This window comes from Brevundimonas sp. Root1423 (genome assembly GCF_001426805.1).
In genome coordinates, this window is record NZ_LMFL01000040.1 from 1 (window position 1) to 24,692 (window position 24,692).

At 69.1% G+C, this 24,692-nt stretch carries 29 protein-coding genes, 1 tRNA gene and 5 pseudogenes; 20 read left to right on the top strand and 15 right to left on the bottom strand.

The annotated features are described in order from the left end of the window. The 3 genes and pseudogenes from ASD25_RS20775 to rimP form a co-directional block, all read right to left on the bottom strand. On the bottom strand, positions 1-512 hold a 512-nt coding region (locus tag ASD25_RS20775), incomplete at its 3' end, for a NusA N-terminal domain-containing protein (protein ID WP_304439665.1). A 5-nt stretch (positions 513-517) separates the two neighbouring features. Beyond that, a pseudogene (locus ASD25_RS33315) lies at positions 518-674 on the bottom strand (NusA N-terminal domain-containing protein); the annotation flags it as partial. 2 nt (positions 675-676) lie between these two features. Beyond that, a complete protein-coding gene (gene rimP, locus ASD25_RS20780; protein ID WP_056620200.1) occupies positions 677-1,219 on the bottom strand; it encodes a ribosome maturation factor RimP in 543 nt (180 codons plus the stop codon). A gap of 107 nt (positions 1,220-1,326) precedes the next feature. Between rimP and ASD25_RS33320 the strand changes: the two are divergent. Then, a pseudogene (locus ASD25_RS33320) lies at positions 1,327-1,455 on the top strand (hypothetical protein); the annotation flags it as partial. Positions 1,456-1,620: 165 nt separating this feature from the next. Here the strand turns inward: ASD25_RS33320 and ASD25_RS20790 are convergent. From ASD25_RS20790 to hemC, 8 genes are all read right to left on the bottom strand, one after another. Then, entirely contained in the window at positions 1,621-2,124 is a 504-nt protein-coding gene (locus ASD25_RS20790) for a DUF1993 family protein (RefSeq protein WP_056620207.1), read from the bottom strand. Positions 2,125-2,157: 33 nt separating this feature from the next. Beyond that, entirely contained in the window at positions 2,158-2,856 is a 699-nt protein-coding gene (trmB, locus tag ASD25_RS20795) for a tRNA (guanosine(46)-N7)-methyltransferase TrmB (RefSeq protein ID WP_055831663.1), read from the bottom strand. Positions 2,857-2,885: 29 nt separating this feature from the next. Further along, entirely contained in the window at positions 2,886-4,085 is a 1,200-nt protein-coding gene (gene metK / locus ASD25_RS20800) for a methionine adenosyltransferase (protein ID WP_055831664.1), read from the bottom strand. 182 nt (positions 4,086-4,267) lie between these two features. Beyond that, positions 4,268-4,759: a hypothetical protein gene (locus ASD25_RS20805; protein ID WP_055831665.1), complete on the bottom strand. Its 492-nt coding sequence runs from the start codon at positions 4,757-4,759 to the stop codon at positions 4,268-4,270. Between the two features lie 95 nt (positions 4,760-4,854). Beyond that, positions 4,855-5,484, bottom strand: coding sequence for a helix-turn-helix transcriptional regulator (locus ASD25_RS29650; RefSeq protein WP_082560163.1), 630 nt, complete (start codon positions 5,482-5,484; stop codon positions 4,855-4,857). A 145-nt stretch (positions 5,485-5,629) separates the two neighbouring features. Beyond that, positions 5,630-5,705: transfer RNA gene (locus tag ASD25_RS20815), tRNA-Thr, on the bottom strand. 43 nt (positions 5,706-5,748) lie between these two features. Beyond that, positions 5,749-6,426: a uroporphyrinogen-III synthase gene (locus ASD25_RS20820; RefSeq protein ID WP_055831776.1), complete on the bottom strand. Its 678-nt coding sequence runs from the start codon at positions 6,424-6,426 to the stop codon at positions 5,749-5,751. Further along, positions 6,423-7,373 (bottom strand): hydroxymethylbilane synthase, encoded by a 951-nt coding sequence (gene hemC, locus ASD25_RS20825; protein ID WP_055831667.1) that lies wholly within the window; start codon positions 7,371-7,373, stop codon positions 6,423-6,425. Before hemC ends, ASD25_RS20820 begins: the two co-directional genes overlap by 4 nt. A 43-nt stretch (positions 7,374-7,416) precedes the next feature. Here hemC and tsaD point away from each other — a divergent pair, with 43 nt between their 5' ends. The 3 genes from tsaD (at position 7,417) to ASD25_RS20840 (ending at position 10,070) form a co-directional block, all read left to right on the top strand. Then, positions 7,417-8,553 (top strand): tRNA (adenosine(37)-N6)-threonylcarbamoyltransferase complex transferase subunit TsaD, encoded by a 1,137-nt coding sequence (tsaD, locus tag ASD25_RS20830; protein ID WP_055831668.1) that lies wholly within the window; start codon positions 7,417-7,419, stop codon positions 8,551-8,553. Between the two features lie 141 nt (positions 8,554-8,694). Continuing rightward, a complete protein-coding gene (locus tag ASD25_RS20835; protein WP_055831669.1) occupies positions 8,695-9,693 on the top strand; it encodes an NAD(P)H-dependent glycerol-3-phosphate dehydrogenase in 999 nt (332 codons plus the stop codon). After that, the gene (locus tag ASD25_RS20840; RefSeq protein WP_055831670.1) at positions 9,690-10,070 is read left to right on the top strand and encodes a Rieske (2Fe-2S) protein; all 381 of its coding nucleotides are present in this window, start codon (positions 9,690-9,692) and stop codon (positions 10,068-10,070) included. Before ASD25_RS20835 ends, ASD25_RS20840 begins: the two co-directional genes overlap by 4 nt. Before the next feature lie 3 nt (positions 10,071-10,073). Here ASD25_RS20840 and ASD25_RS20845 read toward each other — a convergent pair whose 3' ends face one another. After that, entirely contained in the window at positions 10,074-10,823 is a 750-nt protein-coding gene (locus tag ASD25_RS20845; RefSeq protein ID WP_055831671.1) for a cyclopropane-fatty-acyl-phospholipid synthase family protein, read from the bottom strand. A 271-nt stretch (positions 10,824-11,094) separates the two neighbouring features. On the opposite strand from ASD25_RS20845, the gene ASD25_RS20850 reads away from it, so the two are divergent. The 5 genes from ASD25_RS20850 to ASD25_RS20870 are packed head-to-tail and all read left to right on the top strand — an operon-like array spanning position 11,095 to position 14,707. Beyond that, positions 11,095-11,664, top strand: a complete 570-nt coding sequence (locus ASD25_RS20850) for a hypothetical protein (protein ID WP_055831672.1) — start codon at positions 11,095-11,097, stop codon at positions 11,662-11,664. Between the two features lie 14 nt (positions 11,665-11,678). Then, on the top strand, positions 11,679-12,302 hold the full coding sequence (locus ASD25_RS20855) for a hypothetical protein (RefSeq protein WP_055831673.1): 624 nt from the start codon (positions 11,679-11,681) through the stop codon (positions 12,300-12,302). A gap of 2 nt (positions 12,303-12,304) precedes the next feature. Continuing rightward, positions 12,305-12,610 carry a transcriptional regulator gene (locus ASD25_RS20860; protein ID WP_055831674.1) on the top strand — a complete coding sequence of 102 codons (306 nt, stop codon included), beginning with the start codon at positions 12,305-12,307 and terminating at the stop codon, positions 12,608-12,610. A gap of 28 nt (positions 12,611-12,638) precedes the next feature. Continuing rightward, on the top strand, positions 12,639-13,418 hold the full coding sequence (locus tag ASD25_RS20865; RefSeq protein WP_055831675.1) for a tyrosine-protein phosphatase: 780 nt from the start codon (positions 12,639-12,641) through the stop codon (positions 13,416-13,418). Further along, positions 13,415-14,707 carry an anthranilate synthase component I family protein gene (locus ASD25_RS20870; RefSeq protein ID WP_055831676.1) on the top strand — a complete coding sequence of 431 codons (1,293 nt, stop codon included), beginning with the start codon at positions 13,415-13,417 and terminating at the stop codon, positions 14,705-14,707. The genes ASD25_RS20865 and ASD25_RS20870 overlap by 4 nt, the downstream gene beginning before the upstream one ends. Here the strand turns inward: ASD25_RS20870 and ASD25_RS20875 are convergent. From ASD25_RS20875 to ASD25_RS20885, 3 genes are read right to left on the bottom strand one after another with little or no spacing between them, the layout of a single operon-like run. Beyond that, entirely contained in the window at positions 14,704-15,240 is a 537-nt protein-coding gene (locus ASD25_RS20875; RefSeq protein WP_055831677.1) for a TadE/TadG family type IV pilus assembly protein, read from the bottom strand. The genes ASD25_RS20870 and ASD25_RS20875 overlap by 4 nt on opposite strands. Beyond that, positions 15,237-15,782 carry a TadE/TadG family type IV pilus assembly protein gene (locus ASD25_RS20880; RefSeq protein ID WP_082560173.1) on the bottom strand — a complete coding sequence of 182 codons (546 nt, stop codon included), beginning with the start codon at positions 15,780-15,782 and terminating at the stop codon, positions 15,237-15,239. The genes ASD25_RS20875 and ASD25_RS20880 overlap by 4 nt, the downstream gene beginning before the upstream one ends. Before the next feature lie 16 nt (positions 15,783-15,798). After that, a complete protein-coding gene (locus ASD25_RS20885; protein WP_055831678.1) occupies positions 15,799-16,218 on the bottom strand; it encodes a pilus assembly protein N-terminal domain-containing protein in 420 nt (139 codons plus the stop codon). Between the two features lie 266 nt (positions 16,219-16,484). On the opposite strand from ASD25_RS20885, the gene ASD25_RS20890 reads away from it, so the two are divergent. From ASD25_RS20890 to ASD25_RS20925, 11 genes and pseudogenes are all read left to right on the top strand, one after another. Beyond that, the coding region (locus ASD25_RS20890; protein WP_156389405.1) for a Flp family type IVb pilin at positions 16,485-16,661 on the top strand (177 nt) is incomplete at its 3' end. Between the two features lie 347 nt (positions 16,662-17,008). Next, positions 17,009-17,162: Flp family type IVb pilin (locus ASD25_RS32255; RefSeq protein ID WP_156389406.1), on the top strand; the 154-nt coding region annotated here is incomplete at its 3' end. A 311-nt stretch (positions 17,163-17,473) separates the two neighbouring features. Further along, a partial coding sequence (locus ASD25_RS29655; RefSeq protein WP_235562820.1) for a Flp family type IVb pilin occupies positions 17,474-17,596 on the top strand: 123 nt, incomplete at its 3' end. A 1-nt stretch (position 17,597) separates the two neighbouring features. Continuing rightward, positions 17,598-17,689, top strand: a pseudogene (locus tag ASD25_RS33325) (Flp family type IVb pilin); the annotation flags it as partial. 175 nt (positions 17,690-17,864) lie between these two features. Further along, complete coding sequence (locus tag ASD25_RS20900) at positions 17,865-18,377, top strand: prepilin peptidase (protein ID WP_055831681.1); 513 nt, start codon at positions 17,865-17,867, stop codon at positions 18,375-18,377. Positions 18,378-18,479: 102 nt separating this feature from the next. Beyond that, a complete protein-coding gene (gene cpaB, locus ASD25_RS20905; RefSeq protein ID WP_055831682.1) occupies positions 18,480-19,391 on the top strand; it encodes a Flp pilus assembly protein CpaB in 912 nt (303 codons plus the stop codon). Continuing rightward, complete coding sequence (locus tag ASD25_RS20910; RefSeq protein ID WP_055831683.1) at positions 19,388-20,815, top strand: type II and III secretion system protein family protein; 1,428 nt, start codon at positions 19,388-19,390, stop codon at positions 20,813-20,815. The genes cpaB and ASD25_RS20910 overlap by 4 nt, the downstream gene beginning before the upstream one ends. 11 nt (positions 20,816-20,826) lie before the next feature. Then, positions 20,827-21,498, top strand: a complete 672-nt coding sequence (locus ASD25_RS20915; RefSeq protein ID WP_082560165.1) for a CpaD family pilus assembly protein — start codon at positions 20,827-20,829, stop codon at positions 21,496-21,498. A 4-nt stretch (positions 21,499-21,502) separates the two neighbouring features. Continuing rightward, positions 21,503-23,047: a CpaE family protein gene (locus ASD25_RS20920; RefSeq protein WP_055831684.1), complete on the top strand. Its 1,545-nt coding sequence runs from the start codon at positions 21,503-21,505 to the stop codon at positions 23,045-23,047. A gap of 3 nt (positions 23,048-23,050) precedes the next feature. Continuing rightward, a pseudogene (locus tag ASD25_RS33330) lies at positions 23,051-23,673 on the top strand (CpaF family protein); the annotation flags it as partial. Between the two features lies 1 nt (position 23,674). Then, a pseudogene (locus ASD25_RS20925) lies at positions 23,675-24,644 on the top strand (CpaF family protein); the annotation flags it as partial. Between the last annotated feature and the right edge of the window lie 48 nt (positions 24,645-24,692).

A 24,692-nucleotide genomic window follows, 5' to 3' on the forward strand; every position in this document is an offset into this window, starting at 1 on the left:
AGATCGACGACGGTGTTGCCGTATTCGACGCGCTTGACGGTGCCGTTGACGATCTCGCCGACGCGGTCCTTGAACTCTTCGTACTGGTTGGCGCGCTCSGCCTCGCGGACCTTYCCGGTCACCACCTGGCGGGCCATCTGGGTCTGGACGCGGCCGAACTCGAAGGGCGGCAGGGTCTCGACGTATTCCTTGCCGACGAAGGCCTCCGGATCGCGCTTGGAAGCGTCGGTCAGGCGGACCATGGCCGAGTCGTTGAACTCTTCCAGCTCGTCCTCGGGCTGCCAGTCGTCGGCCACGATGGTGACGTGACGCGTCAGGGCCAGTTCGCCCGACTTGATGTCGATCTTGGCGCGGATGTCGTGATGGGCGCCGTAACGCGACTTGGCGCCCTTCTGGATCGCCTCCTCGATCGCCTCGACGACGATCTCCTTGTCGATGTTCTTCTCGCGCGCGACCGCATCAGCGATCTGCAGCAGTTCGAGTCGGTTCGCGGAAACGCCGGCGACAGCCATCTTGNTGTCGTGATGGGCGCCGTAACGCGACTTGGCGCCCTTCTGGATCGCCTCCTCGATCGCCTCGACGACGATCTCCTTGTCGATGTTCTTCTCGCGCGCGACCGCGTCAGCAATCTGAAGCAGTTCGAGTCGGTTCGCGGAAACGCCGGCAACAGCCATGATCAGTCCTCGGTCTCGGTAGAGTTGTCGTTACGGGCGGCGCGCTTCTCGGCGCCCGCCTTCATCAGTTCGTCGGTCAGCACMARTTTGGCGTCGACCAGCCATTCGAAGGGAATGAGGGCGGTGTCCTCTTCCCCTTCCAGATCCATGGCGACATTGTCGCCGTCCGTGCCGGCGATCACGCCCTTGAAGCGTTTGCGCCCCTCGATCATGCGGTCGCTTTCCAGCCGCGCCTCATACCCCTCGAACAGGTCGAAATCGCTCAGCCGGGTGAGGGGGCGGTCGACGCCCGGCGACGACACCTCCAGCAGATATTCGCCRTTGATCGGATCGGCGGCGTCGAACACCTCCGACACGGCGCGGCTCAGGCGGGCGCATTCCTCGACGGCGATGTCGTGGTCGCTCGGTCGCTCGGCCATGATCTGCAGCCGGCGGCGCAGGGTGCCGCCCATCAGCCGCACGCGCACGATATCGAGGCCCAGGCTCTCGGCCACGGGTTCGATCAGCTCCAGCAGCTGGCGGTCTTCGGCGGTCTTGGCCTTCAAAGGCTTTGGTCCAAACAAAAAGCGGCGGGCCCGACGGCCGCCGCTTCAAACGGCGCCGTTAGGACGCCGGTCTAACGATGTGGGAGGGCGTATAGCTCCCACGAACGTCTTTGTCAGCCAAGATCAAATTCACCTATGACGACAACGCCCGCAAATACGAGGTCTCCAAGGCCTTCGAGGGCGTCCTGCCGAACCTTGAGCGCCGCTGGCGCGAGACGGATTCCTCATGGGTGCGGGTCCAGCAGAGCGCGGTCTTCGGCGGTCTTGGCCTTCAAAGGCTTTGGTCCAAACAAAAAGCGGCGGGCCCGACGGCCGCCGCTTCAAACGGCGCCGTTAGGACGCCGGTCTAACGATGTGGGACGGCGTATAGCTCCCCGGATCGCCTTTGTCAGCCCCTGACGTCAGAYCAGCGCCAGCGKGCCGAGATAATCCCGCTTGCCCAGTTCGACCCCGGCATTGCGCAGGATGGCGTAGGCCATGCTGACGTGGAAGTAGAAGTTCGGCAGGGCGAAGCTGGTCAGATACCCCGCGCCCTCGAAATCCAGCTCGACGCCGGGGAAGCGTATTTCGATCCGACGCGTCTCGCCGCCCTCGAAGGCCGCGGCGTCCGTCGCCTCGATGACGGCGATCGAAAGCGCGATGGTCGCCTTGAGTTCGGCCAGGGTCGCCTCTGAATCGTCGGTCTTCGGCCAATCCTGACCGGTCAGGCGCGCGACACAGCTGCGCGCCGAAAAGGCCGCCATGCGGACCTGATCGGGAAAGGGCTTCATGTCCGGGGCCAGCCGCGCGTCCATGATCGCCGCCGCGTCCAGCCCGGACTGGACGGCCTTGTCGACCAGGCCCGACAGAACGTTCAGTCCCCGGAGGAACAGGGTCGCGGAGGCGTCTTGGAGGGCCAGGCTCATGGATCGAAGTCCTTGGTTCAGACCGACCTGGTGCTAGGTCGCGCGGATGAAATCCAGAAAGATCGGCGGCGTATCGCCAAGCTTCTTTTCTTCATAGCGGGTGACGACGTGATCGGCGGGCGCCGTGAACCAGTCAATGGCCGGGTCGAACTGCCGGACCAGACCGGGCGTGCGCTCGAACCGCTCCAGCGCCCATTCCGCATAGTCGGTCCAGTCCGTCACGAACCGCAGCCGGCCGCCCGGCTTCAGCAGTCGCGCGATCTCGGCCGCCGTCTCGTCCTGGACCAGCCGCCGCTTGTTGTGCCGCGCCTTGTGCCACGGGTCGGGGAACAGGATCATCACCCGGTCGAGACTGGCGTCCGGCAAGGCCGTCATCACGTCGCGCGCGTCGTCGGCGTGCAGGCGGACATTCTTCAGCCCGCGCTCGTCGATGTGGCGCAGGGCCGAGCCGACGCCGTTGAGAAACGGCTCGCAGCCGATCATCAGCACATCCGGATGACGGCTCGCCTGTTCGGCCAGATGTTCGCCGCCGCCGAAGCCGATCTCCAGCCAGACGCCCGCGGCGCCGGGCATCAGCGCCGACGGATCGATCGGCCCCGCCTTGGGGTCGGGCAGGGCGATGGACGGCAGCAGGGTGTCGAACAGCGCCGCCTGCCGCGGCTTGATGGCGCGCGACTTGATGCGGCCGAACGAGCGCAGCGGGCGGTGGGCAGTGTCGTCTGAAGAAGCCATGGGCGCGCCTGTTAGACGCGCCCGGCCGTTCAGGCCAGCGCCTTCAGCTGGTCGACCAGATCAGTCTTCTCCCAGCTGAACCCGCCGTCGGCGTCCGGCGCGCGGCCGAAATGGCCGTAGGCGGCGGTGCGGGCGTAGATCGGCTTGTTCAGGCCCAGGTGCTCGCGGATGGCGCGCGGGGTGGCCCCGCCGATGAGGCCGAGGATGTTGGCCTCGAGCACCGCCTCGGTGACGGCGCCCTTGCCGGTGCCGTGCAGGTCCACGTGGATGGACTGCGGCTTGGCCACGCCGATGGCGTAGGAGATCTGGATGGTGCAACGGTCGGCCAGACCGGCGGCGACGATGTTCTTGGCCAGGTAGCGGCAGGCGTAGGCGGCCGAACGGTCGACCTTGGTCGGGTCCTTGCCCGAGAAGGCGCCGCCGCCGTGCGGGGCCGCGCCGCCGTAGGTGTCGACGATGATCTTGCGGCCCGTCACGCCGGCGTCGCCGTCCGGGCCGCCGATCTCGAAAATGCCGGTCGGGTTGATGTGCCAGACCGTGTTCTCGTCGGTGAAGCCCTTCGGCAGCACTTCGAGGATGTAGGGTTTCACGATCGCGGCGACGTCGGCGGACGACAGGCCGGCGGCGTGCTGGGTCGACAGCACGATCGAGGTGGCCCGCACCGGCTTGCCGTCCTCGTACTGGATCGTCACCTGGCTCTTGGCGTCGGGCTCCAGCCGCTTGTCGCCGCCGTGGCGCACCTCGGCCAGGCGCTTCAGGATGTTGTGGCTGTACTGCAGGGTCGCCGGCATCAGCTCCGGCGTCTCGTTGGAGGCGTAGCCGAACATGATGCCCTGGTCGCCCGCGCCCTCGTCCTTGTTGCCGGCCGCGTCGACGCCCACGGCGATGTCGGCCGACTGACCGTGCAGGCGGTTGATGAACTCGAACGTCTCCCAGTGGAAGCCGGACTGCTCGTAGCCGATGTCGCGCACGGCGGCGCGCACGGCGGCCTCGATCTCGTCCTGCACGCCGGGCGCCCATTGCCCGTCGGTGTCCATGATGCCCTGGCCGCGGATTTCGCCGGCCAGCACGACGAGGTTCGTCGTCGTCATGGTTTCACAGGCCACCCGGGCATAGGGATCCTTGGACAGGAACAGGTCCACCACGGTGTCCGAAATGCGATCCGCGACCTTGTCGGGATGGCCCTCGGAGACGCTTTCAGATGTGAACAGGAACGACGATCGGGACAAGGCGGAGCTCCGGCGGTGGGTTGGCCGGCAGACATATAAGGATATGTTTATATGTTCAAGACGCTTGGCGCCGGCTCCGCCAGACCGGGGCGGCCGACGGTGGTCGAAAGCTGCGCGAGGATATGCATCGCTATGTAGAAGGGCGTGATGCTGCGGCGCTCTCCGTCAGCTCAAGGCCCCGCTCACGGGCGGACCTCTCGCGGCGCCTGGGCGACCGGGCGTGGACCGGCGTTCCCGGACCGTGACCGTGACCGTGACCTTGCCCGGCGGACCCAGGCTTCGCGATCGCTGACAGCCCGTTCGCCGACCAGCCAGCGCTCGCCCGCGCCGCACAGAAGGGTCAGCGAGGCCAGAATTCCCAGGCCGATGCGGGCCGACAGGACGGCATAGGCTCCCAGATCGGGGACGACGAGCGCAGAGACATAGACCAGCAGGGTCAGCGTCATGATCGCGGACATGACCAGGGCCCACCACCTGTCACGGGTGAGCGCCAGCCAGACGAACAAGCCGGTCATCAGGAAGTCGACAACGGCGTCGCCGGCGTAGAAGGCGCCGACCCTGAGCTCGTGGGTGTAAAACGACACCGCGAAGACAACGAGCGTCGTCACGGCGCCGAGGCGTTCCGGATGCCCGCCCTTGAGCCACGCAACCACAACCGCGGCCAGGGTGAGCACGTAATAGCCGGCCAGAAAGAGCGTGATCTGAATCTCTCCAATGACTCGGCGGGCGGGGCGTGCGCCCGCACCGCCAGCGTTGGCTCAAGGGGCCGCTAGAAGGTGGTGGCCTCCCCGATCTCCTGGGCCTGTCCGGCGAAGGCGAGGATGAGGTCGGCCACGGCCTTGAGCATCACCGCCGTCACCACCACGATGACGAGCAGGATCAGGAGGCGGACGCCCCAGCCGCGTGGCGGGGGGCGGTAGCCGAGGCGCCGTTCTGGGCCCCCACCTGCGCCATCACCCAGCCCGCGCTCAGCACCTGCCGCAGCAGTTCCCGCGGGCTCGACTGCTCCGCGTCGTCCGCCAGTCCCCGCAGCAGATGACTCCGGACCGGGTCGTTCGCGCCCGTCGGACTGAACGCGTCCAGCGCGGCCTCGAGATCCTCCCAGGTCCACTGGGGAAGCGGCGGACTTTTCAATGCCATGGTCTGACTCCCTGTCGAGGGAGGCATCAACGGCGGAAAGATCGCCGCCGCCAATGGGGTCTTTCGGCCCTGGTACGTTTCGTTCCAGAAGGGCGAGCGCCGCCTTGCGCCGGTTCACGCCCATCCGGCGGCAGGCCTCGTGCACGTGTTTCTTGACCGTGGCCTCCGACAGGTGAAGGCGGGCGGCGATCTCCTTGTCGGTCAGGAAGGCGGTCAGCCTCAGACACTCTTCCTGGCGGGCGCTGAGGCGCTGCGACATTCTACGCTCCGGTACGGCCCGAATAGCTACGGCCTGCGAACCGCCTCGTCCAGTAGCGGAGCGCCGGGAAAGCGTCGTCGTTTACGGAACGCGGCCCCGGGCCGGACCCGTCTTCGCTTTCGGGATCTGACCCGGTTCGAAGGAATGGTGCCGCTTAGGTGACTCGAACACCTGACCCCCGCATTACGAATGCGATGCTCTACCAGCTGAGCTAAAGCGGCCTTGGCGCAACGGGCGACGAAGGCCCTGCGCGAGAGGCGCTCTTTATACGCGGGGCGCGGGCTTGCCAAGCGCCTCGAGCAGCGCGGACTCGTCGGGAGCGCGGGCGATGCGGATTTCCAGGCCGGAGCCTTCGCCGAGGGCGTCGGCGACGGCGGCGGAGAGGGCGACGGCCCGCGCCCCCGCGAAGGGCCCGAGCGCCCCCAGGGCGCGGGCGGCCCGCGCTGAATGGACCAGGACCGCATCGAACCGCCCCGGCGCCGCGACGCCGGTTTCCACCGCCTCATAGAGCGGCAGGGCCCGCACCCTGACGCGATCCGTCAGCAGGGCCGACAAATCCCCCGCCGGCTTCTTCGCGCCGGGAACCAGCACCAGGCCCCCCGTCGGCGCCGCCCCGACCAGCAGGCCGGCCAGGTCGACCAGGGCCCCCTGCGCGGAGCGGACGGTTCCGAAGCCGCGCGCCCGCGCCAGTTCGGCCGTCGCATCCCCGACGGTGAAGACCGGCAAGGTCCGTTCCGGGCTGCGGTCAGCGAAGGCGTCGACGCCGTTGCGGCTGGTGAAGGCCAGGGCGGTCACGCCGTCCAGCCCGAGATCGGCGGCGACGGGCCGGATCGCCAGCAAGGGCGCGACCACCGGATCGAAGCCGAGCGCGGTCAGGCGTTCGGCGGTGCGGGCGGCGCCCGGTTCGGCGCGGGTGACCCAGACTCGCCGGACCGGCGTCAGGACGGGGCCCTCTGATCCCCGGCCGCCGGGTGGACGGCGGCCCCCAGCGCCAGCCCCATGGCCCGCGCCCGGTCCATGGCGTCCTCCGCCTGAATCCCGTCCATCTCCGCCGACCGACGCCAGCGCGCCGAGCCGTCGGGCGCGAGCATTTCCGTCGTCAGGCGCAGCCGGCCGTCGACGGCCGCGGCATGGGCGCCGATGGCCGTGCGGCACGACCCCTCGAGCGCCGTCATCGCCCCGCGCTCCGCCGCCACCGCCAGCGCCGTCATCGGATCGTCGAGCGCCTGGACCCAAGCGGCGCCGGTGTCTTCCACGCGCGTCTGCAGGGCCAGGGCGCCCTGGCCCGGCGCCGGCAGGAAGTCGTCCAGCGACAGCCGCTCGCGGATCACGCTCTCGAACCCCAGCCGGTTCAGGCCCGAAACGGCCAGCAGGATGGCGTCGAAATCGCCTTCGGCGGCGCGGCGCAGCCGGGTGTCGACGTTCCCCCGCAACATCTCGATGGTCAGGTCGGGCCGCAGCGCCAGCGCCTGGGCCTGGCGCCGCAGCGAGGCCGTTCCCAGCCGCGCGCCCATCGGCAGGTCCGCGAAGGTCGCGAAGGTCTCGCTGACGAAGGCGTCGCGGGCGTCCTCGCGCGGCGGCACGGCGGCGATGCACAGGCCGTGCGGCTGCTCGGCCGGCACATCCTTCATCGAATGGACCGCCACGTCGACGCGACCATCGGCCAGCGCCTCCTCGATCTCCTTGGTGAACAGGGCCTTGCCGCCGATCTCCATCAGCCGCCGGTCCTGCACCCGATCGCCCGTGGTCACGATCTCGACGAGGGGCACGGCCTCGGCCAGGTCGGCGTCGGCGACGCCCAAGGCGCGGCCGATGGCGCGCTGCATCATGCCCGACTGGGTCATCGCCAGTTTGGAGCGGCGCGTGCCGATGCGGACGAGATGGGCCATGAGAGTCGTTGCGCCGGTTGAACGGGGTCGCTACCTCGACCCGATGGACAGGCCCGCCGACTATAGCAGCAAGGGGAGCCGGGCAACCGACGCTGTCGGCGGCGACCTCACGGTGCTCGGCATCGAGACCAGTTGCGACGAGACCGCCGCCTCGGTCGTGCGCCTGTCGCCCGACGGCGAGGCCGCCGTCCTGTCGTCCGTGGTTCACAGCCAGATCGATGATCACGCCGCCTATGGCGGGGTCGTCCCCGAGATCGCCGCCCGCAGCCACGTCGAGATGATCGACGGGGTCGTTCGCCGGGCGATGGGGGAGGCGGGCCTCGACTACGGCGCCCTGGACGGCGTGGCCGCCACCGCCGGGCCGGGTCTGGTGGGCGGCGTCATGGTCGGCCTCAGCTTCGGCAAGGCCGTGGCCCTGGCCCGCGACCTGCCCCTGGTCGCCGTCAACCATCTGGAGGGTCACGCCGTTTCGGCCCGGCTGGGCGCCCGGGTCGACTATCCCTTCCTGCTGTTGCTCGTCTCGGGCGGTCATTGCCAGTTGCTGGAGGTGCGCGGCGTCGGCGACATGACGCGGCTGGGCACCACCATCGATGACGCCGCCGGCGAGGCCTTCGACAAGATCGCCAAGGCGCTGGGCCTCGGCTACCCGGGCGGCCCGGCGCTCGAGAAACTGGCCGCGACCGGCGACGGCGCCCGCTTCGACCTTCCTCGCGCTCTGTTGGGGCGCAAGGATTGCGACTTCTCCTTCTCGGGCCTCAAGACCGCCGCCTCGCGCCTGGCCCAGGCCTGCGAGACGGAACAGGACCGCGCCGATCTCGCCGACGCGGTCCAGACCGCCATCGCGCGCCAGCTCAGCGAACGCTCCGACCGGGCGCTCAAGGCCTATGCCGAACGCCACGACCACCGGCTGTTCGTCGTCGCCGGCGGCGTGGCCGCGAACCGGACCGTCCGCGCCACCCTGGAGGCGACCGCCGCCGCCCGCGGTTTCGCCTTTCTCGCCCCGCCCCTGGCCTATTGCACCGACAATGCGGCCATGATCGCCCTCGCCGGCGCGGAACGCTTGCAGAAGGGCCTGACCTCCGACATCGATACCGCCGCCCGGCCGCGCTGGCCGCTGGACGAACAGAGCGCGCTCGCCGACCCGGTCCATCCGCCGGGTCGCAAGGGCGCCAAGGCTTAAGGGAAGCGCANCTTGCAGAAGGGCCTGACCTCCGACATCGATACCGCCGCCCGGCCGCGCTGGCCGCTGGACGAACAGAGCGCGCTCGCCGACCCGGTCCATCCGCCGGGCCGCAAGGGCGCCAAGGCCTAGGGAAGACGCATGCAGTTCAAAACCGCGGGAGTGATCGGCGCCGGCGCCTGGGGCACCGCCCTGGCCCAGGTCGCAAGTCGGGCGGGGCTTGATGTCCTGTTGCAGGCGCGCGAGCCCGAGGTGGTCGAGAGCATCCGCGCCCGCCGTGTCAACGAGGCCTTCCTGCCCGGGATCACGCTCGACGATAAGGTCTCGGTGACGGCCGACCTGGCCGACCTCGCCGCCTGCGACGTCATTCTGGCGGTGCCGCCGGCCCAGCATATGCGGTCGACCCTGACGGCGTTCGCCGCCCGCCACCGGCCCGGCGTGCCGGTGATCCTGTGCTCCAAGGGCATCGAGCGCGGCTCGCTGAAGCTGATGACGGAGGTGCTGGCGGAAACCTTGCCGGATGCGCCCGCCGCGGTCCTGTCCGGCCCCAGTTTCGCCGGCGAGGTGGCCCGCGGCCTGCCCAGCGCCGTCACCCTGGCCTGCGCCGACGAGGCCCTGGGCGAGGAGCTTATGTGGACCCTGTCGGCGCCCGGCTTCCGGCCCTATCTGGCGTCCGACCTGATCGGGGCCGAGGTCGGGGGCGCGATCAAGAACGTGCTGGCCATCGCCTGCGGCATGTCCGAGGGTCGCGGCCTGGGCCGCAGCGCCCATGCCGCCCTGATCACGCGCGGCTTCGCCGAAATGACCCGCATGGGCGTCGCACTCGGCGGCAAGGCCGAGACCGTCGCCGGCCTGTGCGGCCTCGGCGATCTGGTGCTGACCTGCTCCAGCCCCCAGTCCCGCAACATGAGCCTGGGCCTCGCGCTCGGCCAGGGCCAGACCGTCGAGCAGGCCCTGGCCGGGAAACGCTCGGTGGCCGAGGGCTACGAAAGCGCGCCGGCCGTCCGGGAGCTGGCGGCGAAGATGGGTGTCGACATGCCCATCTCGCTGGCCGTCGCCGCCCTGCTGAACGGCGAGACGACGGTCGGGGCCGTGATCGACGACCTCCTGTCGCGCCCGCTCAAGGTCGAGCGGCATTGAGCGAGGCGCCGGCGAACACCGAACGCAAACGCGTCTGGACCACGCCGCCGAACGTGACCCTGTGCGCCGAGACGGACATCGCCGACCCGGGCTCGCGCGGCTTCGTGCTGCAGATCGGCGAGGCCTTCTTCCACGGCTTTGTCGTGCGCAAGAACGGTCAGGTGGCGGGCTATGTCGACCGGTGCCCGCATCAGGGCTTTCCGCTGGCGATCGAACTGGACCGCTATCTGGTTCCGGACGGGTCGCTGATCCTGTGCGGATGGCACGGGGCGGTGTTCGAGCCTCTGTCCGGCGCCTGTGTCGGCGGGCCCTGCGCCGGCGCGCGTCTGACCGCCTGGCCCGTCGTGGCGCGGGACGGTGTCATCCGCACGGCCTGACGGTCAGCCCGGATTGCGCAGCAGGTACAGGCCGAAGCCGATATGGTCCCGGCCGTATTCCAGCATGGCCCCGACCCGGTCGGCGCTCATCCTGATGGACCCGGCTTCCGGCGCCGCGGGATTGGCTTCCAGCCATCGTCGGGCCGCATCCGTCAGGGCCCGCGCATAGTCGTCGAACACGGCTTTCGGCGAAATTTCCGCGACGACGACCTCGAGGCCCGCCGTTCGCGCCGCGGCCTGCCAGCCGTCGTGACCCGCATACAGATTGGTCGCCTCGACGATCTGGCGCAGCGGGCCGGGCGGTTCGGACAGCCAGACGAGATCGCCCCACAACAGCCAGCCGCCCGGCCTGAGGTGCCGACGCAGCGCGCGCAGGGCGGCCTCCGGCGTCGGCCTGCCCTCGCCGGTGACGTTCGTCGTCCCGAGAGCCGTGATCAGATCGACCGGCCGCGTCCGGGCCAGGACGTCGGCGGCGGCGGCGACGACCAGCGTGACGCGATCCTCGACGCCGGCTCCGGCGATGCGCGCCCGCGCGAGATCCGCCATCCCGGGATCCATCTCGATCGCCGTGACCCGCAGCCCGAAGGTTTCGGCCAGCCGGATCGCCACGGCGGCGTTTCCGGCGCCGATATCCAGCGCCTCGACCCCCGCGGCCAATCCCGCACGCGAGACAGCCGTCTCGACCGCGGCCATCGTCACGCCGTTGCAGACCTCGAGCGCCTCATAGGCGATGCGGGGGAAGGTCATGGACATCAGTCGTCACCGGTCCGGGGAGGTCGGCGATCCGCCCACGTCCGGAACTGACGCAGGTGCATGCTTCACTGACAAGCCCGTCGGAGCCGGTCCGCGGAACTGCAGGCCGCCTTCGCTCGAGAGGCTTGAGACGGGTGAGACGGGTGAGACGGGTGAGACTGTGTTTTTCGGCCGGCCCGGTCCAACGGGGATGCGAACAATCAAGAGCGGCGAAGTACTTTACATTTTAAAGTAAGCGTGAGAGATAAGGGCCAACACGGAGCTTTCACCCATGTCCGCCGTCGCCTTCGATCTCGCCGCGTCCCGCCCCCTGCCTGCCGTTTCGGTCTGTGCGGGGCGGGTGTTGCTTCTCGCCGGCCTCACCTTCGGCGCGGCCAATCTGATCCAGTGGGGCGTCATGAGCGGCGCCCTCGGCTGGCATCCCGCCGTCCTCGGCCTCAGCTGGCCGCTCACGGTCGGGGCCTTTCTGTTCGGCGTGTTTCGCCTGAAGCGGGCGGGCGGCGAGGCGGGCCGCCGCGTCGCCGGCTGGTCGCGCACCGCCATCCTGATCCACATCGGCGCGGCCCTGGCCCTGGCCGGGCTGTCCGCCGCCGCCGGCGACTGGGAGCTGATGCGCTGGACCTCGGCCGTCGGCCTGACCCTGTACGGCCTGGCCTGGGCCGTCGCCGCGGCGCGAACCGGGACGGCCAATATGGCGGCGGTGGCCGCCATCGCCTTCGCCGGCGTCGCGGGGATCGCCCTGCGCTTCGGGACGCCGGACCCCTATCTCATCTATGCTTGCGCGCTTGCCCTCGTGGCCCTGCTTCCGGGACTGTGGCTGGCGCTTGGCCGACGCCTGTGAAGGACGACAGACCCATGACCGAGAACGCCGAAGACCCCGTCGCCGACATCGCCTGGATGCGCCGACTGGCCGAGGAGGGCGCCGACGCCCCGATGCAGGGCGCCTCCATCCTGATGAGCGCGGGCCTGATCTACGGCGCGGCGAGCCTGTTCCACTGGGCCCAGATCACGGATCGGGTTCCGTCGTCGGGCCCCGACACAGGATTGGGCTGGCTCGCGGCCACCCTGCTGTTCTTCCTCGTCCTGGCGGTCGTCATCGTCCGGCTGAAGCGCGGCGGCGGCGTCATGACCGCCAGCAACCGGGCCACCACCACGGTGTGGAGCGCGCTGGGCTGGGGCATCTTCGCCCTGTTCGGTTCCATGGCCGCGCTGGGCTGGCGCGCCGGCGGAGAGGGCGTCGAGATCGCCTTCTGGCTGGTGCCATCGGTCATCATGGTCTTCTACGGAATCGGCTGGGCCGTCAGCGCCGCCATGTACAAGAGCGGTCGTCTGTGGTGGCTGGCCATCGCTTCGTTCCTCGCCGCCCCGCTGCTGGCGGCCCTGGCCGGAAGCGCTGATCAGTATCTCGCCTACGCCGCCGCCCTGTTCCTGCTGATGGCCCTGCCCGGCTTCCTGCTGATGCGCGGCGCGAGGCGCTGAGCGTGGCCGACGCGTTCGACATCAACCGCCTCGACGAGGTCATCCACGGTCGTGTCCGACTGGGGATCATGGCGGTGCTTTCGGGCGTGGACAGCGCCGACTTCAACACCCTCAAGGCGCGGCTGCTGACCACCGACGGCAATCTGTCGGTCCATCTGCGGAAGCTGGAGGACGCCGGCTTCGTGGCCGTGACCAAGCGGTTCGAGGGTCGAAAGCCGCTGACCGAGGCGTCGATGACGGCGGCGGGGCGCAAGGCCTTCGTCGCCTATCTCGACGCCATGCAGGGTCTGGTCGGCAGGAGTGGTTAGACCGCCGCGCCTCGGCTAGAAGGCCGCCATGACCGGCCGCATCCACCGCTTCGACGCCCTCGACAATTTCCGGGACTACGGCGACTACGCCGCCGGGGCAGGCCGCCATATCGCGTCCGGGCGGCTGTTCCGTTCGGCCCATCAGGCGCGGGTCAGCGACGCGGACCTGAACCGTCTGGATGCGCTGGACATCGCCGCCATCGTCGATCTGCGCCGGCCGTCCGAGCGCCGCGACCAGCCCTCGAAACGCCCGGCCCGTTTCACGGGCGCGGTGATCGAAAGCGCCCATGATGACGGCGGCGAGGCCCCGCACATCACATTCCTGAAGACCGCCGACCTCACGCCCGACTCCGGTCGGCGGTTCATGACCGAGACATACCGCCGGCTGCCGTTCGAGGCTTCGCACCTCGATCTGTTCGCCCGCTATTTCCGCATCCTGGGCGAGGTCGACGGACCCGTCCTGATCCACTGCGCCGCAGGCAAGGACCGGACGGGCATGCTGGCCGCCCTGACCCACCATCTGCTCGGGGTCCATCCGGACGACATGATCGCCGACTACCTGCTGACCAACGTCGCCGTGGATCTGGAACGGCGCGCGCCGGGCATCGCCCGGCAGCTGGAGGCCATGACCGGCCGCACCGCCTCTCACGACGCGGTGGTGGCCTTTCTGGGCGTCGAACCGGTCTATCTTGAAACCGCCCTGTTCGAGGTCGCGGCGCAGTTTGGCTCGGTCGACGGCTATCTTGAACAGGCCCTGGGCGTCGATGCCCGTCTGCGCGACCGCATCGGCGAGCGGCTGGCGGCGTGAATGCCCCCGTCGTCGAGACCCGGACACGGCCATGGCGCGATCCGCTCGCGGTCGCCAACGGCCTGAGACATCTCGACGGGCCGCTGGCCCTGATCTCGGACGGCGGCGCCCTGGGGCGCTGGTCGTTCGTCTCCGCTGAACCGGATCGGGTCCATGTGGGCCCCGTGCGGGCCGATATGGACCCGATTGGATCGCAGGCCTTTCGCGCCGGGGTCATCGGCCTGATCGCTTATGACGCGGGCGCCCGCGCGGCGACCGGTCCTCGCGCCGCGATATGGCCCGACCTGATGCTGGCCCGCTATCCCGCCATGCTGGCCTTCGATCACCGCGACCGCACCGTCAGCGTGATCGGGCGGGGCGAGAACCCCGCGGCCGCCCGCGCCGCCGCCGCATCGGCCGAGGTGTGGCTGGCGGCCGCGCGCGATCCGGAGCCGCCCGCCGCCCCGGCCGAACGGTTCGAGGCCGAAGCCGCGCCGGGGGCCTATGTCGACGCCGTGGCGGACGTCGTCGACCGCATCGCGGCCGGGGAACTGTTCCAGGCCAACATCGCGCGGGCCTGGTCCGGGGCGCTGGTTCCCGGCGCCGATCCGTTCGACGTCATGCTGCGCCTCTCCGGCCGCGCCGCCGCCTACGGCGCCTTCTGGCGATTGGGCGACGTGGCGATCGTCTCCAATTCGCCCGAGCTTTTCCTGACCTTCGATCCCGGCTGCCGCCGGATCGAGACCCGGCCGATCAAGGGCACCCGGCGGCGCGATTCCGACCCGGCGCGCGACGCCGCCCTGGCCGGCGAACTCGAAATCAGCGCCAAGGACCGGGCCGAAAACCTGATGATCGTGGATCTGATGCGCAACGATCTGGCGCGGGTCGCCGAGCCTGGCTCCGTCACGGTGGACCGGCTGTTCGAGATCGAAAGCCATCCGACCGTCCACCACCTGGTCTCGACGGTTTCCGCGCGCGCGCGGCAGGGCGTCGGTCCCGCCGGGCTGCTGGCCGCAGCCTTCCCGCCCGGCTCGATCACCGGCGCGCCCAAGCATCAGGCCATGAAGGTCATCGCCGGTCACGAGCCGCCGCGCGGTCCGTGGTGCGGCACCCTGTTTCACATCGAGGACGACGGCCGGATGACGGCTTCAGTGCTCATCCGCACCGCCTCCTTCAGGCGAACCGGAGACAGTTGGCGCTTCCGCGCCCTGGCGGGAGCCGGCATTGTTGCGGACAGCGAGCCCGAGGCTGAACTGGCGGAGACCGACGCCAAGATCCTGGCCCTGCGCGAGGCCCTGACCGGCTCCTAGCAGTCCGGGCAAGTCACATTGTCGACGGTGCGAGGCCGGAGATAATAGGTGTGCGAGAACCGCGTCACAGCAGGCATCAGATAGTCGACCGGAGAGTCGTAGTCGTAGGTGGCCTCCGTCACGATGATGCTTTCACCATCGGAGATCAGGCCCCCCGGCAGGACGATCACTTCGTTGACCGGACGGGACGTCATGTTGTAGCCGCGGCTCCAGACGACCCGGGCCACGCCCGCCGTCTGGGTCACGCTGTTGACGCGCTGCTTCAGCGTTGCGGTGGAAAAGGGCTTCATGATCAGCCCGCCAATCTGGAAGATGTCGTCAACGCTGGCCGCCGCGACGGATTCTTCCTGGGCCACCAGGTCGGCGACCATGGCCGAGACATGCCCCATGCGCTTTTGCGCCATATAGCCCTGGCAGAATTCCGCCATGCCGAAATAGAAGGCGATCATGACCGGCGCGATCATGGCGAACTCGACGGCGGAGACGCCCCGTTCGTCGCTGGTCAGGCGGGAAATCAGCCCCTTGCGTCTCATGGCTCATTCCGGAACGCGGTGGTGGCGGTCAGTATGGCGGACCCGTCGTTCAGGCGTGACAATCCCTGCGCCAGAAAGGTCGTCAACAGCGGCTGCCGGTACCAGACCCGCACGAGCACCAGGTCGCCCGGATTGCCGTTGGAATAGGTCAGCGCCCCGGCGTCGAAGGTCCCACCGGCCATCGGATCGGGCGGCGTGACGGCGAACTGGGGGATGATCCGCACATCGATCGTCGCCCGGGCGGCGCAATCGGGCGCGAAGATGCTCATCCGGCTGCACAGGGACGTCTTGAACTGTGTCGCCGTCATATTCTGGGCGCTGGCCTGGCCGGTGCGGACCAGGCGGCCGGTCTCGATGGTGGCGTTCTCAAGGACGGAGTCCGTGACGAAGACGACGCCCAGTTCCAGGATGGCGAACATCATCATGCAGAACGGCAAGGCGACCATGCCGAATTCAACGGCCGCCGATCCGTCGCGGGCCGCCAGCAGACGGGCGAGGAACCCGTGGCGGCGCTTCCGGACCCGGGGCTGGCGGGATTGCATCAGCAAGGGCGGGTCCTTACGGCGTCGGGGGACCGCTGGTCCCGCGCAAGGACGGTGAACACGAGGCGGCGCACGCCATCTCCGTGGCCTGGCCGCCGCGCCAGACGCGAACGCGGCCGGCGCCGGAGCCAGCCGTGACGATGACTTCGCTCTGGAATACGGTGCGGCCGATGCTGTCGACCGCCACGATCTCGGTCACGCCGTAGCCCTTGCCGGTAATATAGAGCGTGTTGGAATCCACGACCGTCACATCGGCGATCAGCGGATTGCCTACGATCACGGAGCCGGCCGGGCCGCGCAGCTGGACCCGCGCGGCCTGATCGATCTCGACGCTCAGCCGGGCCGACTGTGCGGCGCCGACTCCGGGAAGGGCCAGGATGGCGACGGAGGCGAGGGCGGCGCCCAGTCGGGCGGCGGATCGGGCGGGACGGAGCATGGCGTCGACTTCCAGTGAACAGCGCGCGCGTAAGCGTGGTCCGGACACTGCTCTGTAAACCTCAATAAAGTCTGAAATCGTGCAATGATGCAGTCCGTTATAGTAAACGCGTCGTCAATAAAGAAACCGCTCCGGGGCGGTCCCGTTTTACTCGTCCTTAATCGGCGGCGTGCATGGTGAAGATGTAGCAAGGGGGTCAAGCGGGCAAAGCCGAAGACCCCGGTGGTGTCAACGATTGCTCGCTTAAACGCAGAAGGATTTCAGCCATGACCAAGTTTGTATCGAAATTCATGTCCGATGAGTCGGGCGCCACGGCCATCGAATACGGCCTGATCGCCGCCCTCATCGCGGTCGTCATCATCTCGGCCGTGACGGCCCTGGGCTCGACCATCAAGACCAAGTTCAACGCCGTCGTCACCGGCATGGGCGGCACCGCCGGCGCCNCGCGGTCGTCATCATCTCGGCCGTGACGGCCCTGGGCTCGACCATCAAGACCAAGTTCAACGCCGTCGTCACCGGCATGGGCGGCACCGCCGGCGCCTGAGGCTCCGACCGGACTGTCCGGGGACTGGCGAAGGGCCGGGCGGAAACGCCCGGCCCTTTCGTCGTCCGAGGGCCGGATCCCGAAAAACTGGCGGGCGAATATTCAGAGTGAATCGCCCGGTAACTACGCCCGACCACCCTGTTTTAACTGACATGCGCGAAAACAGTCCTGCGTTTGGGGGTCAGGCGGGCTACCGGCTCCCCCCGTTTTGAGTAGCTCGCTTCACTCCATTCAAAGGGAAATCCAATGACCAAGTTTGTTTCGAAGTTCATGTCCGACGAGTCGGGCGCCACGGCCATCGAGTACGGCCTGATCGCCGCCCTCATCGCGGTCGTCATCATCTCGGCCGTGACGGCCCTGGGCTCGACCATCAAGACCAAGTTCAACGCCGTCGTCACCGNCGCGGTCGTCATCATCTCGGCCGTGACGGCCCTGGGCTCGACCATCAAGACCAAGTTCAACGCCGTCGTCACCGGCATGGGCGGCACCGCCGGCGCCTAAGGCCCGGACGAACGTCTGAAACCGGCGAAGGGCCGGGGCGGAAACGCCCCGGCCCTTCTGCTTTGGCGCCATGACGAAAAGCCTTTGTGGTGAACGGCCCGGTAAGCGGTTTCCTGCGCGGATGCTTAACCGATCCGCGTCAAGTCTCGCACGGTTCCATCGGCCCCCGGCGCCCCGCCGACGGCGATGGACCAATCCCGGGAGGCGGCTATGACCAAATTCGTTTCGCAATTCCTGTCCGACGAGTCGGGCGCCACGGCCATCGAGTACGGCCTGATCGCCGCCCTCATCGCGGTCGTCATCATCTCGGCCGTGACGGCCCTGGGCTCGACCNGTCCGACGAGTCGGGCGCCACGGCCATCGAGTACGGCCTGATCGCCGCCCTCATCGCGGTCGTCATCATCTCGGCCGTGACGGCCCTGGGCTCGACCATCAAGACCAAGTTCAACGATGTCGTGACCGGCATGGGCGGCACCGCCGGCGCCTAGGTCGCCACACAGGTGAAACTGCGGAAGGCCGGGACGATCGTCCCGGCCTCTCTGTTTCCGGAGACCCCGTTCCGGCAACCCCGCTTTAACCGCGTCCATGTCAGATGATGTCCATGGACACCGTGACCTTGTGCCTTCTCGCCGTGATGCCGGCCCTCGTCATCGTGGCGGGCCTCAAGGACCTGACCTCGATGAAGATCCCGAACTGGATCTCGGGGCTGCTGGTTCTGGCCTTCTTTCCCGCCGCCCTGGTCGTGGGACTGGATCCCGCCACCGTCCTCGCCAACCTGGGCATCGCCGCCCTGACGCTGGTCGTGGGCGCGGGCATGTTCGCCCTGCGCTGGATCGGCGGCGGCGACGCCAAGCTGATGGCCGCCGCCTGCCTGTGGCTGGGCCTGTCCGGTTCCGGCATGTTCCTGCTCTGGACGGGCGTCATCGGCGGCGTCTTCTGCCTGGCGCTGCTGTTCGCCCGCTTCCATTCACGGCCCTATCTGCTCGGCGCGCCGGGCTGGGTGGTGCAGCTGATGGAGCCCCGCGGCGACATTCCATATGGCGTCGCCATCGCGGCGGGCGCCCTGATGGCCTATCCCGCCTCGCCCCTGGTCGCCGCCTTCATCGCCGGGTAACAACCACTTAGGCCCGCGTTAACCCGGGCCCGGCATGGTCGTTAACGGTAGGGACCAAAGGGCCGACTCAACGGTCCGGCCCGGTTCTGCCGGAGACCGTCGATGAAGCCCGCCCGTATCATCGTGATCTGTGTCGCCGCCGTGGCCGCCATCGGCCTGGCCCTGGTCGTGCGCGCGATGGGATCACCCTCGAAAATCCCCACCGCCGTCGCCACTGCCGCCGTCGTTCCGACCCGGCCCATGGCCAAGGTGCTTGTCGCCGCCAAGGATCTGCAGCCCGGACAACGCCTGACCGAGGGTGATCTGGACTGGAAGGACTGGCCGGTCGACGAGGTCAATCCGGCCTTCATCACCGACGGAAGCGTGCCCGTGCCGGCCGCCGGGGCGCCCGCCGCGCCCGCGGACAAGCCGGAAGGCGCTGTCGCCTCGGTGACCCGCGCCGCCACGGATCTGGCGACCGGCGGGGCCAAGGCGGACTATATCGGGTCGGTCGTGCGCGAACCCATTCTGGCGGGAGAGCCCATCGTCGGTCGCAAGATCGTGCGCGCCGGCGACAGCGGCTATATGGCCGCCTACCTGGAACCGGGCATGCGGGCCATGGCCATCCGCGTGACGGTCGAGACGGCCGCCGGCGGCTTCATCCTGCCGGGCGACCGGGTCGATGTCCTGCTGACCCGCGAGACCAATCTCGCCAACGCGGGCGAAGGGGCCGGCGACCGGTCGAAATTCGCGTCCTCCACCGTCATGCAGAACGTCAAGGTGCTCGCGATCGACCAGTCGACGCGGGCCGGTGACGACGAACAGGCTGTGGTCGGCGCGACGGCCACCCTCGAACTCGGCCCCCGCGACACGGAGGCCCTTGCTCTGGCCAAGTCCGAGGGTGAACTCAGCCTTGTCCTGCGTTCCTACGCCGACACTGGCGGTCCGTCCGGCCGGGTCGCTCCACCCGCCAGACAATCAACCCCCGTGCGCGTGTTCCGCGGCGGCGCGCCCGAAGTGGTGGTGGTCCAATGAAACGCCTGATCGCCCTCGCCCTGGCCGGTCTCACGGTCGTCGCTCCCGTCCCGCTGCTGCCGGACGTGGCCCAGGCCCAGTCCCGTGCAGCCCTGCCCATGGGGGCCGGCGCGCAACTGATCAATCTGCCGCGGGGCTCGTCGATGGCGATCGATCTGCCGTCGGACGCACGCGATGTGATCGTGCCGAACCCGGTGGTCGCCGAGGCCATGCTGCATTCGCCGCGCCGCATCACCATCATCGGCCTGCAGCCCGGCGAGACCGACGCCGTGGTTCTGGACGCCGCCGGTCGCACCATCCTGTCCCTGCGCATCCGCGTGGATGCCGGCGTTTCGGCCTTGCAGGACACCCTGGGCCGGATCATGCCGGGATCCCGGGTCCGGGCCGAGGCGGTCAACGACAGCATCATCCTGACCGGCCCCGTCGACAGTCCAGGCGAGGCTGACCGCGCCGCCCAGGTCGCGCGCGCCTTCGTCTCGGCGCCCGAGAAGGTCATCAACATGATGACCATCGCCGGCTCTGACCAGGTGATGCTCAAGGCCCGGGTGATCGAGGTGCAACGCACAGCGATCAAGCAGCTGGGCCTGGACGTGAACGCGTTCGTCTCCGACATCGGGGACGGTCTGGGCTTCGTTCAGAACGCGACCTTCGCGGTCAACGGCAGCCAACTCGGTGGGGGTCTGCTCAACTTTCTCGATCGAAATGGAAGTGGCGGAGGCGTGGAAACCCGGTTGCGCGCCTTCGAACGCGCCGGCCTGGTGCGCATCCTGGCCGAGCCCAACCTGACATCCGTCAACGGTGAGAACGCCGAATTCCTGGCCGGGGGCGAGTTCCCCGTGCCCGTCGGACGCAGCGTGGACTCCGCCACGGGCCAGACGACGATCGGCATCGAGTTCAAGCCGTTCGGCGTGCGCCTCGCCTTCCGTCCCATCGTCCTGTCGCAGGGGCGCATTTCGCTGCAGCTGTCGACCGAGGTTTCGGAACTGAGCACGGCCGGAGCCTTCACGCTCGGCGGAACGGCCGACGACGCCCTGGTCATTCCCGCCCTCAACGTGCGCCGCGCCTCGTCCACGATCGAACTGCCGTCCGGCGGGTCGATGATGATCGCCGGCCTGCTGCGCGAGGACACCCGCCAGAACATCGACCAGCTGCCGGGCATCGGCAGCCTGCCGGTGCTGGGCTCCCTGTTCCGGTCGCGCGACTACCTGTCCGGTGAAACCGAACTGGTGATCATCGTTGAGGCCTACATCGTCTCGCCGACCTCGCCCGGCCGCATGCAGACGCCGGCCGACGGCCTGATCATCGCCAATGACGCCCAGACCCTGCTGTTCGGCCAGTTGAACCAGCAGTACCGGCCGGCCGGCGGGACGACGACCGGATCGGACGCCGGCTGGACCGGCCCCGTGGGCTATGTGATCGAATGAGGAATCCGGCCATGCGTATCTCCGCTTCCGCGATTTTCGTCCTCGCTCTCGGCTTGGGAGCCGCGGGCTGCGCCCCGATGATGGGCAGCGATGCCGAGGCGCCCCTGACCCCGCTGTCCCGCTACGGGCTTCAGGTGGAGCCGGGCCTGGACCGGATCGCGCTCGCGGTGCACGACCAGGGCCTTTCCGCCAATCAGCGTGACGCGGTGGGCCAGCTCGCCGCCCGCTACGGCGCATCGGGGCATGGCTGGATCAAGGTCGAGGCGCCGGCCGGCGAGGATCCGGTCGCCGTCGCACAGGCTTACGCCGTCCGCGCCGCCTTGCAGGGCGCCGGGGTCCCGGGCGAGCGCATCCAGATGGCGGCCTACGCCGCGCCTGACCCTCGCGCCCCGGTGTTGGCCGGTTTCGAGACGGTGCGCGCCTCGATCCCCGACTGCGCCAGCGCGGCGCGGAACCTGGGCCCCCGCTTCTCGAACCAGAGCTCGGCCAGCCTGGGCTGCGCCATCACCGCCAACATGGCCGCCCAGATCGCCGACCCCCGCGACATCCTCGGGGCCCGGCCGATGACGCCGGCCGATTCCGGCCGCGCCGCCGTGGTCTTCGATCACTACCGCAAGGGGCAGGCCAGTTCGACGCCCCAGGAGCCGCTGGTGAACGGCCAGATCGCCCGGGCCGTGGAATAGCGTGATGAGCAACGCCTTCGCCCCCCAGCCCTTTGACGAGTTCGACGACGAGTTCGATCCCGACATGGGCTATGTAACGCCAGAGGCCGCGGCGGCGGGACCCGGCCTCAACGAACCCGCCCCCCTTCCGGGCGAACCGCCGGCGGATCAGCGGCCGCCCCTCCAGTTCACCCCGCCGGCCGTCGCCGGGCCGCCCGCAGGGCCGGCCCCGTCCCTGCATGACCCCGACGCGGCGGTTCCGGCCGTAGCCGGCTTCAATCCGGTCGGCGAGCTGGTGGCCGGCGCAGCCTCGGCCTTTTCGGCCCCGACGCTCAGCGGGGCCCACACCGCCGAAGTGTCCGTGCCGCGCATCGCCATCCATGTCTTCGCCGAGCGCCAGGACACCCTGGCCGCCGCCGAGCGCGCCGGTCAGGACCGCCGCCTGTCGCGCGCCACCACCCAGATCCGCATCGGCGGCGTGGCCGCGGCCGTCGAGGCCTATCAGCACGAGCCCACGCCGCCGCTGATCGTGGTCGAGTGCATGAAGGACCCGCAGACCCTGCTGTGGGAAGTCGACCAGCTGGCCGAGGTCTGCGACGCCGGCACCAAGGTCGTCGTCGTCGGCGCCACCAACGACATCCTGCTGTTCCGCGAACTGATGCGCCGCGGCGTGAGCGAGTATCTGGTCGCGCCGCTGCAGCCGCTGCAGCTGATCGCCGCGATCGGCGGCCTGTTCGCGGATCCGGCGCAGCCCTTCGTCGGCCGCTCGATCGCCTTCGTCGGCGCGCGCGGCGGCACCGGCTCCAGCTCGGTCGCTCACAACACCGCCTATGCGATGAGCGAGCGGATCGGCGCCAACACCGTCATCGTCGACTACGATCTCCCGTTCGGCACCGCCGGCCTGGACTTCAACCAGGACCCACTCAGCGGCGTGGCCGACGCGCTCAGCCAGCCGGACCGCCTCGACCCGCTGCTGCTGGACCGGATGATGGTCCGCTGCACCGACAAGCTCAGCCTGTTCGCGGCCCCGGCCACCCTGGACGTCGACTGGGACATCTCGCCCGAGGCGTTCGAGGAGGTGACGACCCAGATTCGCTCGACCGCGCCCTTCGTGGTCCTCGACCTGCCGCATCTGTGGTCGGGCTGGATGCGTCGCACCCTGATCGCGGCCGACGAAGTCGTCATCGTCGCGACCCCCGATCTGGCTTCGCTGCGCAACGCCAAGAACATGATCGACCTGATCAAGCAGGGGCGCCCCAACGACGCCCCGCCGCGGCTGGTGCTGAACCAGGTCGGCGTTCCCGGCCGCCCGGAAATTCCGGCCAAGGATTTCGGCGCCGCCCTCGGCGTCCATCCCAGCCTGATCATCCCGTTCGATCCCAAGACGTTCGGCGCGGCCGCCAACAACGGCCAGATGATCCTGGACGCGGGGGCCAAGTCCAAGGCCGCCGAAGCCTTCCAGACCCTGGCCCAGATCGTCTCGCGCCGCGAACTCCCGATGGTGACGGGTCCCAAGGCCAAGGGCGAAGGCAGGTCCATGTTCAGCGGCCTGTTCAAGAAGAAGTCATAACGGGTGTTCGGCAAGCGCACAGGTCAGACCGGAAATGTGGCGACGGCGCCGCGACCGGCCGCGCCCGCCGTCCAGCCCGCGCCGACCGCCCAGCCCGTCCCGGGCATCCAGACCGAGGCCTTCGCCTTCGGCGGCGAACAGACCGCCGACCAGGCCCAGACCGCGGCGCGCAAGGCCGAATCCTACGCCGCCAAACCCGCGTCGCCGGCCGCTGATCGGCTGGACGCCCTGGCCATGCGTCCGAAGCCGACGGGCGTGGGCGAAGCGCCCCAGAAGGGGCCCGGCCCCAAGGCGACGCCCGGCTACGAACAGCTGAAGAAGGCCCAGGCCGTCGCCGAGATCGTCCGCGAGCAGTCGGACTATTATCACGCGACCAAGACGACGATCTTCAACGCCCTGATGAACACCATCGATCTGGCCCAGCTGGCCCAGCTCGACACCAAGGCCGCCTCCGAGGAGATCCGGGACATCGTCGCCGAACTGGTGGCGATCAAGAACGTCTCCATGTCGGTGGCCGAGCAGGAGCACCTGGTCCAGGACATCGTCAACGACGTCCTCGGCTACGGGCCGCTGGAGCCGTTGCTGGCCCGCGACGACATCGCCGACATCATGGTCAACGGCGCCGGNACATCGTCGCCGAACTGGTGGCGATCAAGAACGTCTCCATGTCGGTGGCCGAGCAGGAGCACCTGGTCCAGGACATCGTCAACGACGTCCTCGGCTATGGACCGCTGGAGCCGCTGCTGGCCCGCGACGACATCGCCGACATCATGGTCAACGGCGCCGGCCGGGTCTTCATCGAGGTCGGCGGCAAGGTCCAGCTGACCAACGTCCGTTTCCGCGACAACGCCCAGCTGATGAACATCTGCCAGCGGATCGTGTCGCAGGTCGGCCGCCGGGTCGACGAGAGCTCCCCGATCTGCGACGCCCGCCTGCCGGACGGTTCGCGCGTCAACGTCATCGCCCCGCCGCTGGCCATCGACGGCCCGACGCTGACGATCCGGAAGTTCAAGAAAGACAAGCTGACGATGAAGAATCTGGTGGAGTTCGCCTCCATCAGTCCCGAGGGCGCCCGCGTGCTCGGCGTCATCGGCGCCTCGCGCTGTAATCTGGTCATCTCGGGCGGCACGGGCTCGGGCAAGACCACCCTGCTGAACACCCTGACGGCCTTCATCGACCCGACCGAGCGCGTCATCACCTGCGAGGACGCCGCCGAACTGCAGCTGCAGCAGCCGCATGTGGTGCGTCTGGAGACCCGCCCGCCCAACCTCGAGGGTCAGGGCATGATCACCATGCGCGACCTGGTGAAGAACTGCCTGCGCATGCGTCCCGAGCGGATCATCGTCGGCGAGGTGCGCGGCCCGGAAGCGTTCGACCTGCTGCAGGCCATGAACACCGGCCACGACGGCTCCATGGGCACGCTGCACGCCAACAGCCCGCGCGAGGCCATCAGCCGGATGGAGTCCATGATCACCATGGGCGGCTACGGCCTTCCGTCCAAGACCATCCGCGAGATGATCGTCGGCTCGGTCGACGTCATCGTCCAGGCCGCGCGCCTGCGCGACGGCTCGCGCCGCATCACCCACATCACCGAGGTNGAAGACCATCCGCGAGATGATCGTCGGCTCGGTCGACGTCATCGTCC

Excerpts from the sequence above, each read along its gene's own strand:
- trmB (WP_055831663.1), bottom strand. The coding sequence starts at position 2,856 with ATGGCTTCTTCAGACGACACTGCCCACCGCCCGCTGCGCTCGTTCGGC.
- ASD25_RS29650 (WP_082560163.1), bottom strand. The coding sequence starts at position 5,484 with ATGTCGCAGCGCCTCAGCGCCCGCCAGGAAGAGTGTCTGAGGCTGACC.
- hemC (WP_055831667.1), bottom strand. The coding sequence starts at position 7,373 with ATGGCCCATCTCGTCCGCATCGGCACGCGCCGCTCCAAACTGGCGATG.
- tsaD (WP_055831668.1), top strand. The coding sequence starts at position 7,417 with ATGGACAGGCCCGCCGACTATAGCAGCAAGGGGAGCCGGGCAACCGAC.
- ASD25_RS20835 (WP_055831669.1), top strand. The coding sequence starts at position 8,695 with ATGCAGTTCAAAACCGCGGGAGTGATCGGCGCCGGCGCCTGGGGCACC.
- ASD25_RS20845 (WP_055831671.1), bottom strand. The coding sequence starts at position 10,823 with ATGTCCATGACCTTCCCCCGCATCGCCTATGAGGCGCTCGAGGTCTGC.
- ASD25_RS20850 (WP_055831672.1), top strand. The coding sequence starts at position 11,095 with ATGTCCGCCGTCGCCTTCGATCTCGCCGCGTCCCGCCCCCTGCCTGCC.
- ASD25_RS20855 (WP_055831673.1), top strand. The coding sequence starts at position 11,679 with ATGACCGAGAACGCCGAAGACCCCGTCGCCGACATCGCCTGGATGCGC.
- ASD25_RS20865 (WP_055831675.1), top strand. The coding sequence starts at position 12,639 with ATGACCGGCCGCATCCACCGCTTCGACGCCCTCGACAATTTCCGGGAC.
- ASD25_RS20875 (WP_055831677.1), bottom strand. The coding sequence starts at position 15,240 with ATGAGACGCAAGGGGCTGATTTCCCGCCTGACCAGCGACGAACGGGGC.
- ASD25_RS20880 (WP_082560173.1), bottom strand. The coding sequence starts at position 15,782 with ATGCAATCCCGCCAGCCCCGGGTCCGGAAGCGCCGCCACGGGTTCCTC.
- ASD25_RS20885 (WP_055831678.1), bottom strand. The coding sequence starts at position 16,218 with ATGCTCCGTCCCGCCCGATCCGCCGCCCGACTGGGCGCCGCCCTCGCC.
- ASD25_RS20900 (WP_055831681.1), top strand. The coding sequence starts at position 17,865 with ATGGACACCGTGACCTTGTGCCTTCTCGCCGTGATGCCGGCCCTCGTC.
- cpaB (WP_055831682.1), top strand. The coding sequence starts at position 18,480 with ATGAAGCCCGCCCGTATCATCGTGATCTGTGTCGCCGCCGTGGCCGCC.
- ASD25_RS20910 (WP_055831683.1), top strand. The coding sequence starts at position 19,388 with ATGAAACGCCTGATCGCCCTCGCCCTGGCCGGTCTCACGGTCGTCGCT.
- ASD25_RS20915 (WP_082560165.1), top strand. The coding sequence starts at position 20,827 with ATGCGTATCTCCGCTTCCGCGATTTTCGTCCTCGCTCTCGGCTTGGGA.
- ASD25_RS20920 (WP_055831684.1), top strand. The coding sequence starts at position 21,503 with ATGAGCAACGCCTTCGCCCCCCAGCCCTTTGACGAGTTCGACGACGAG.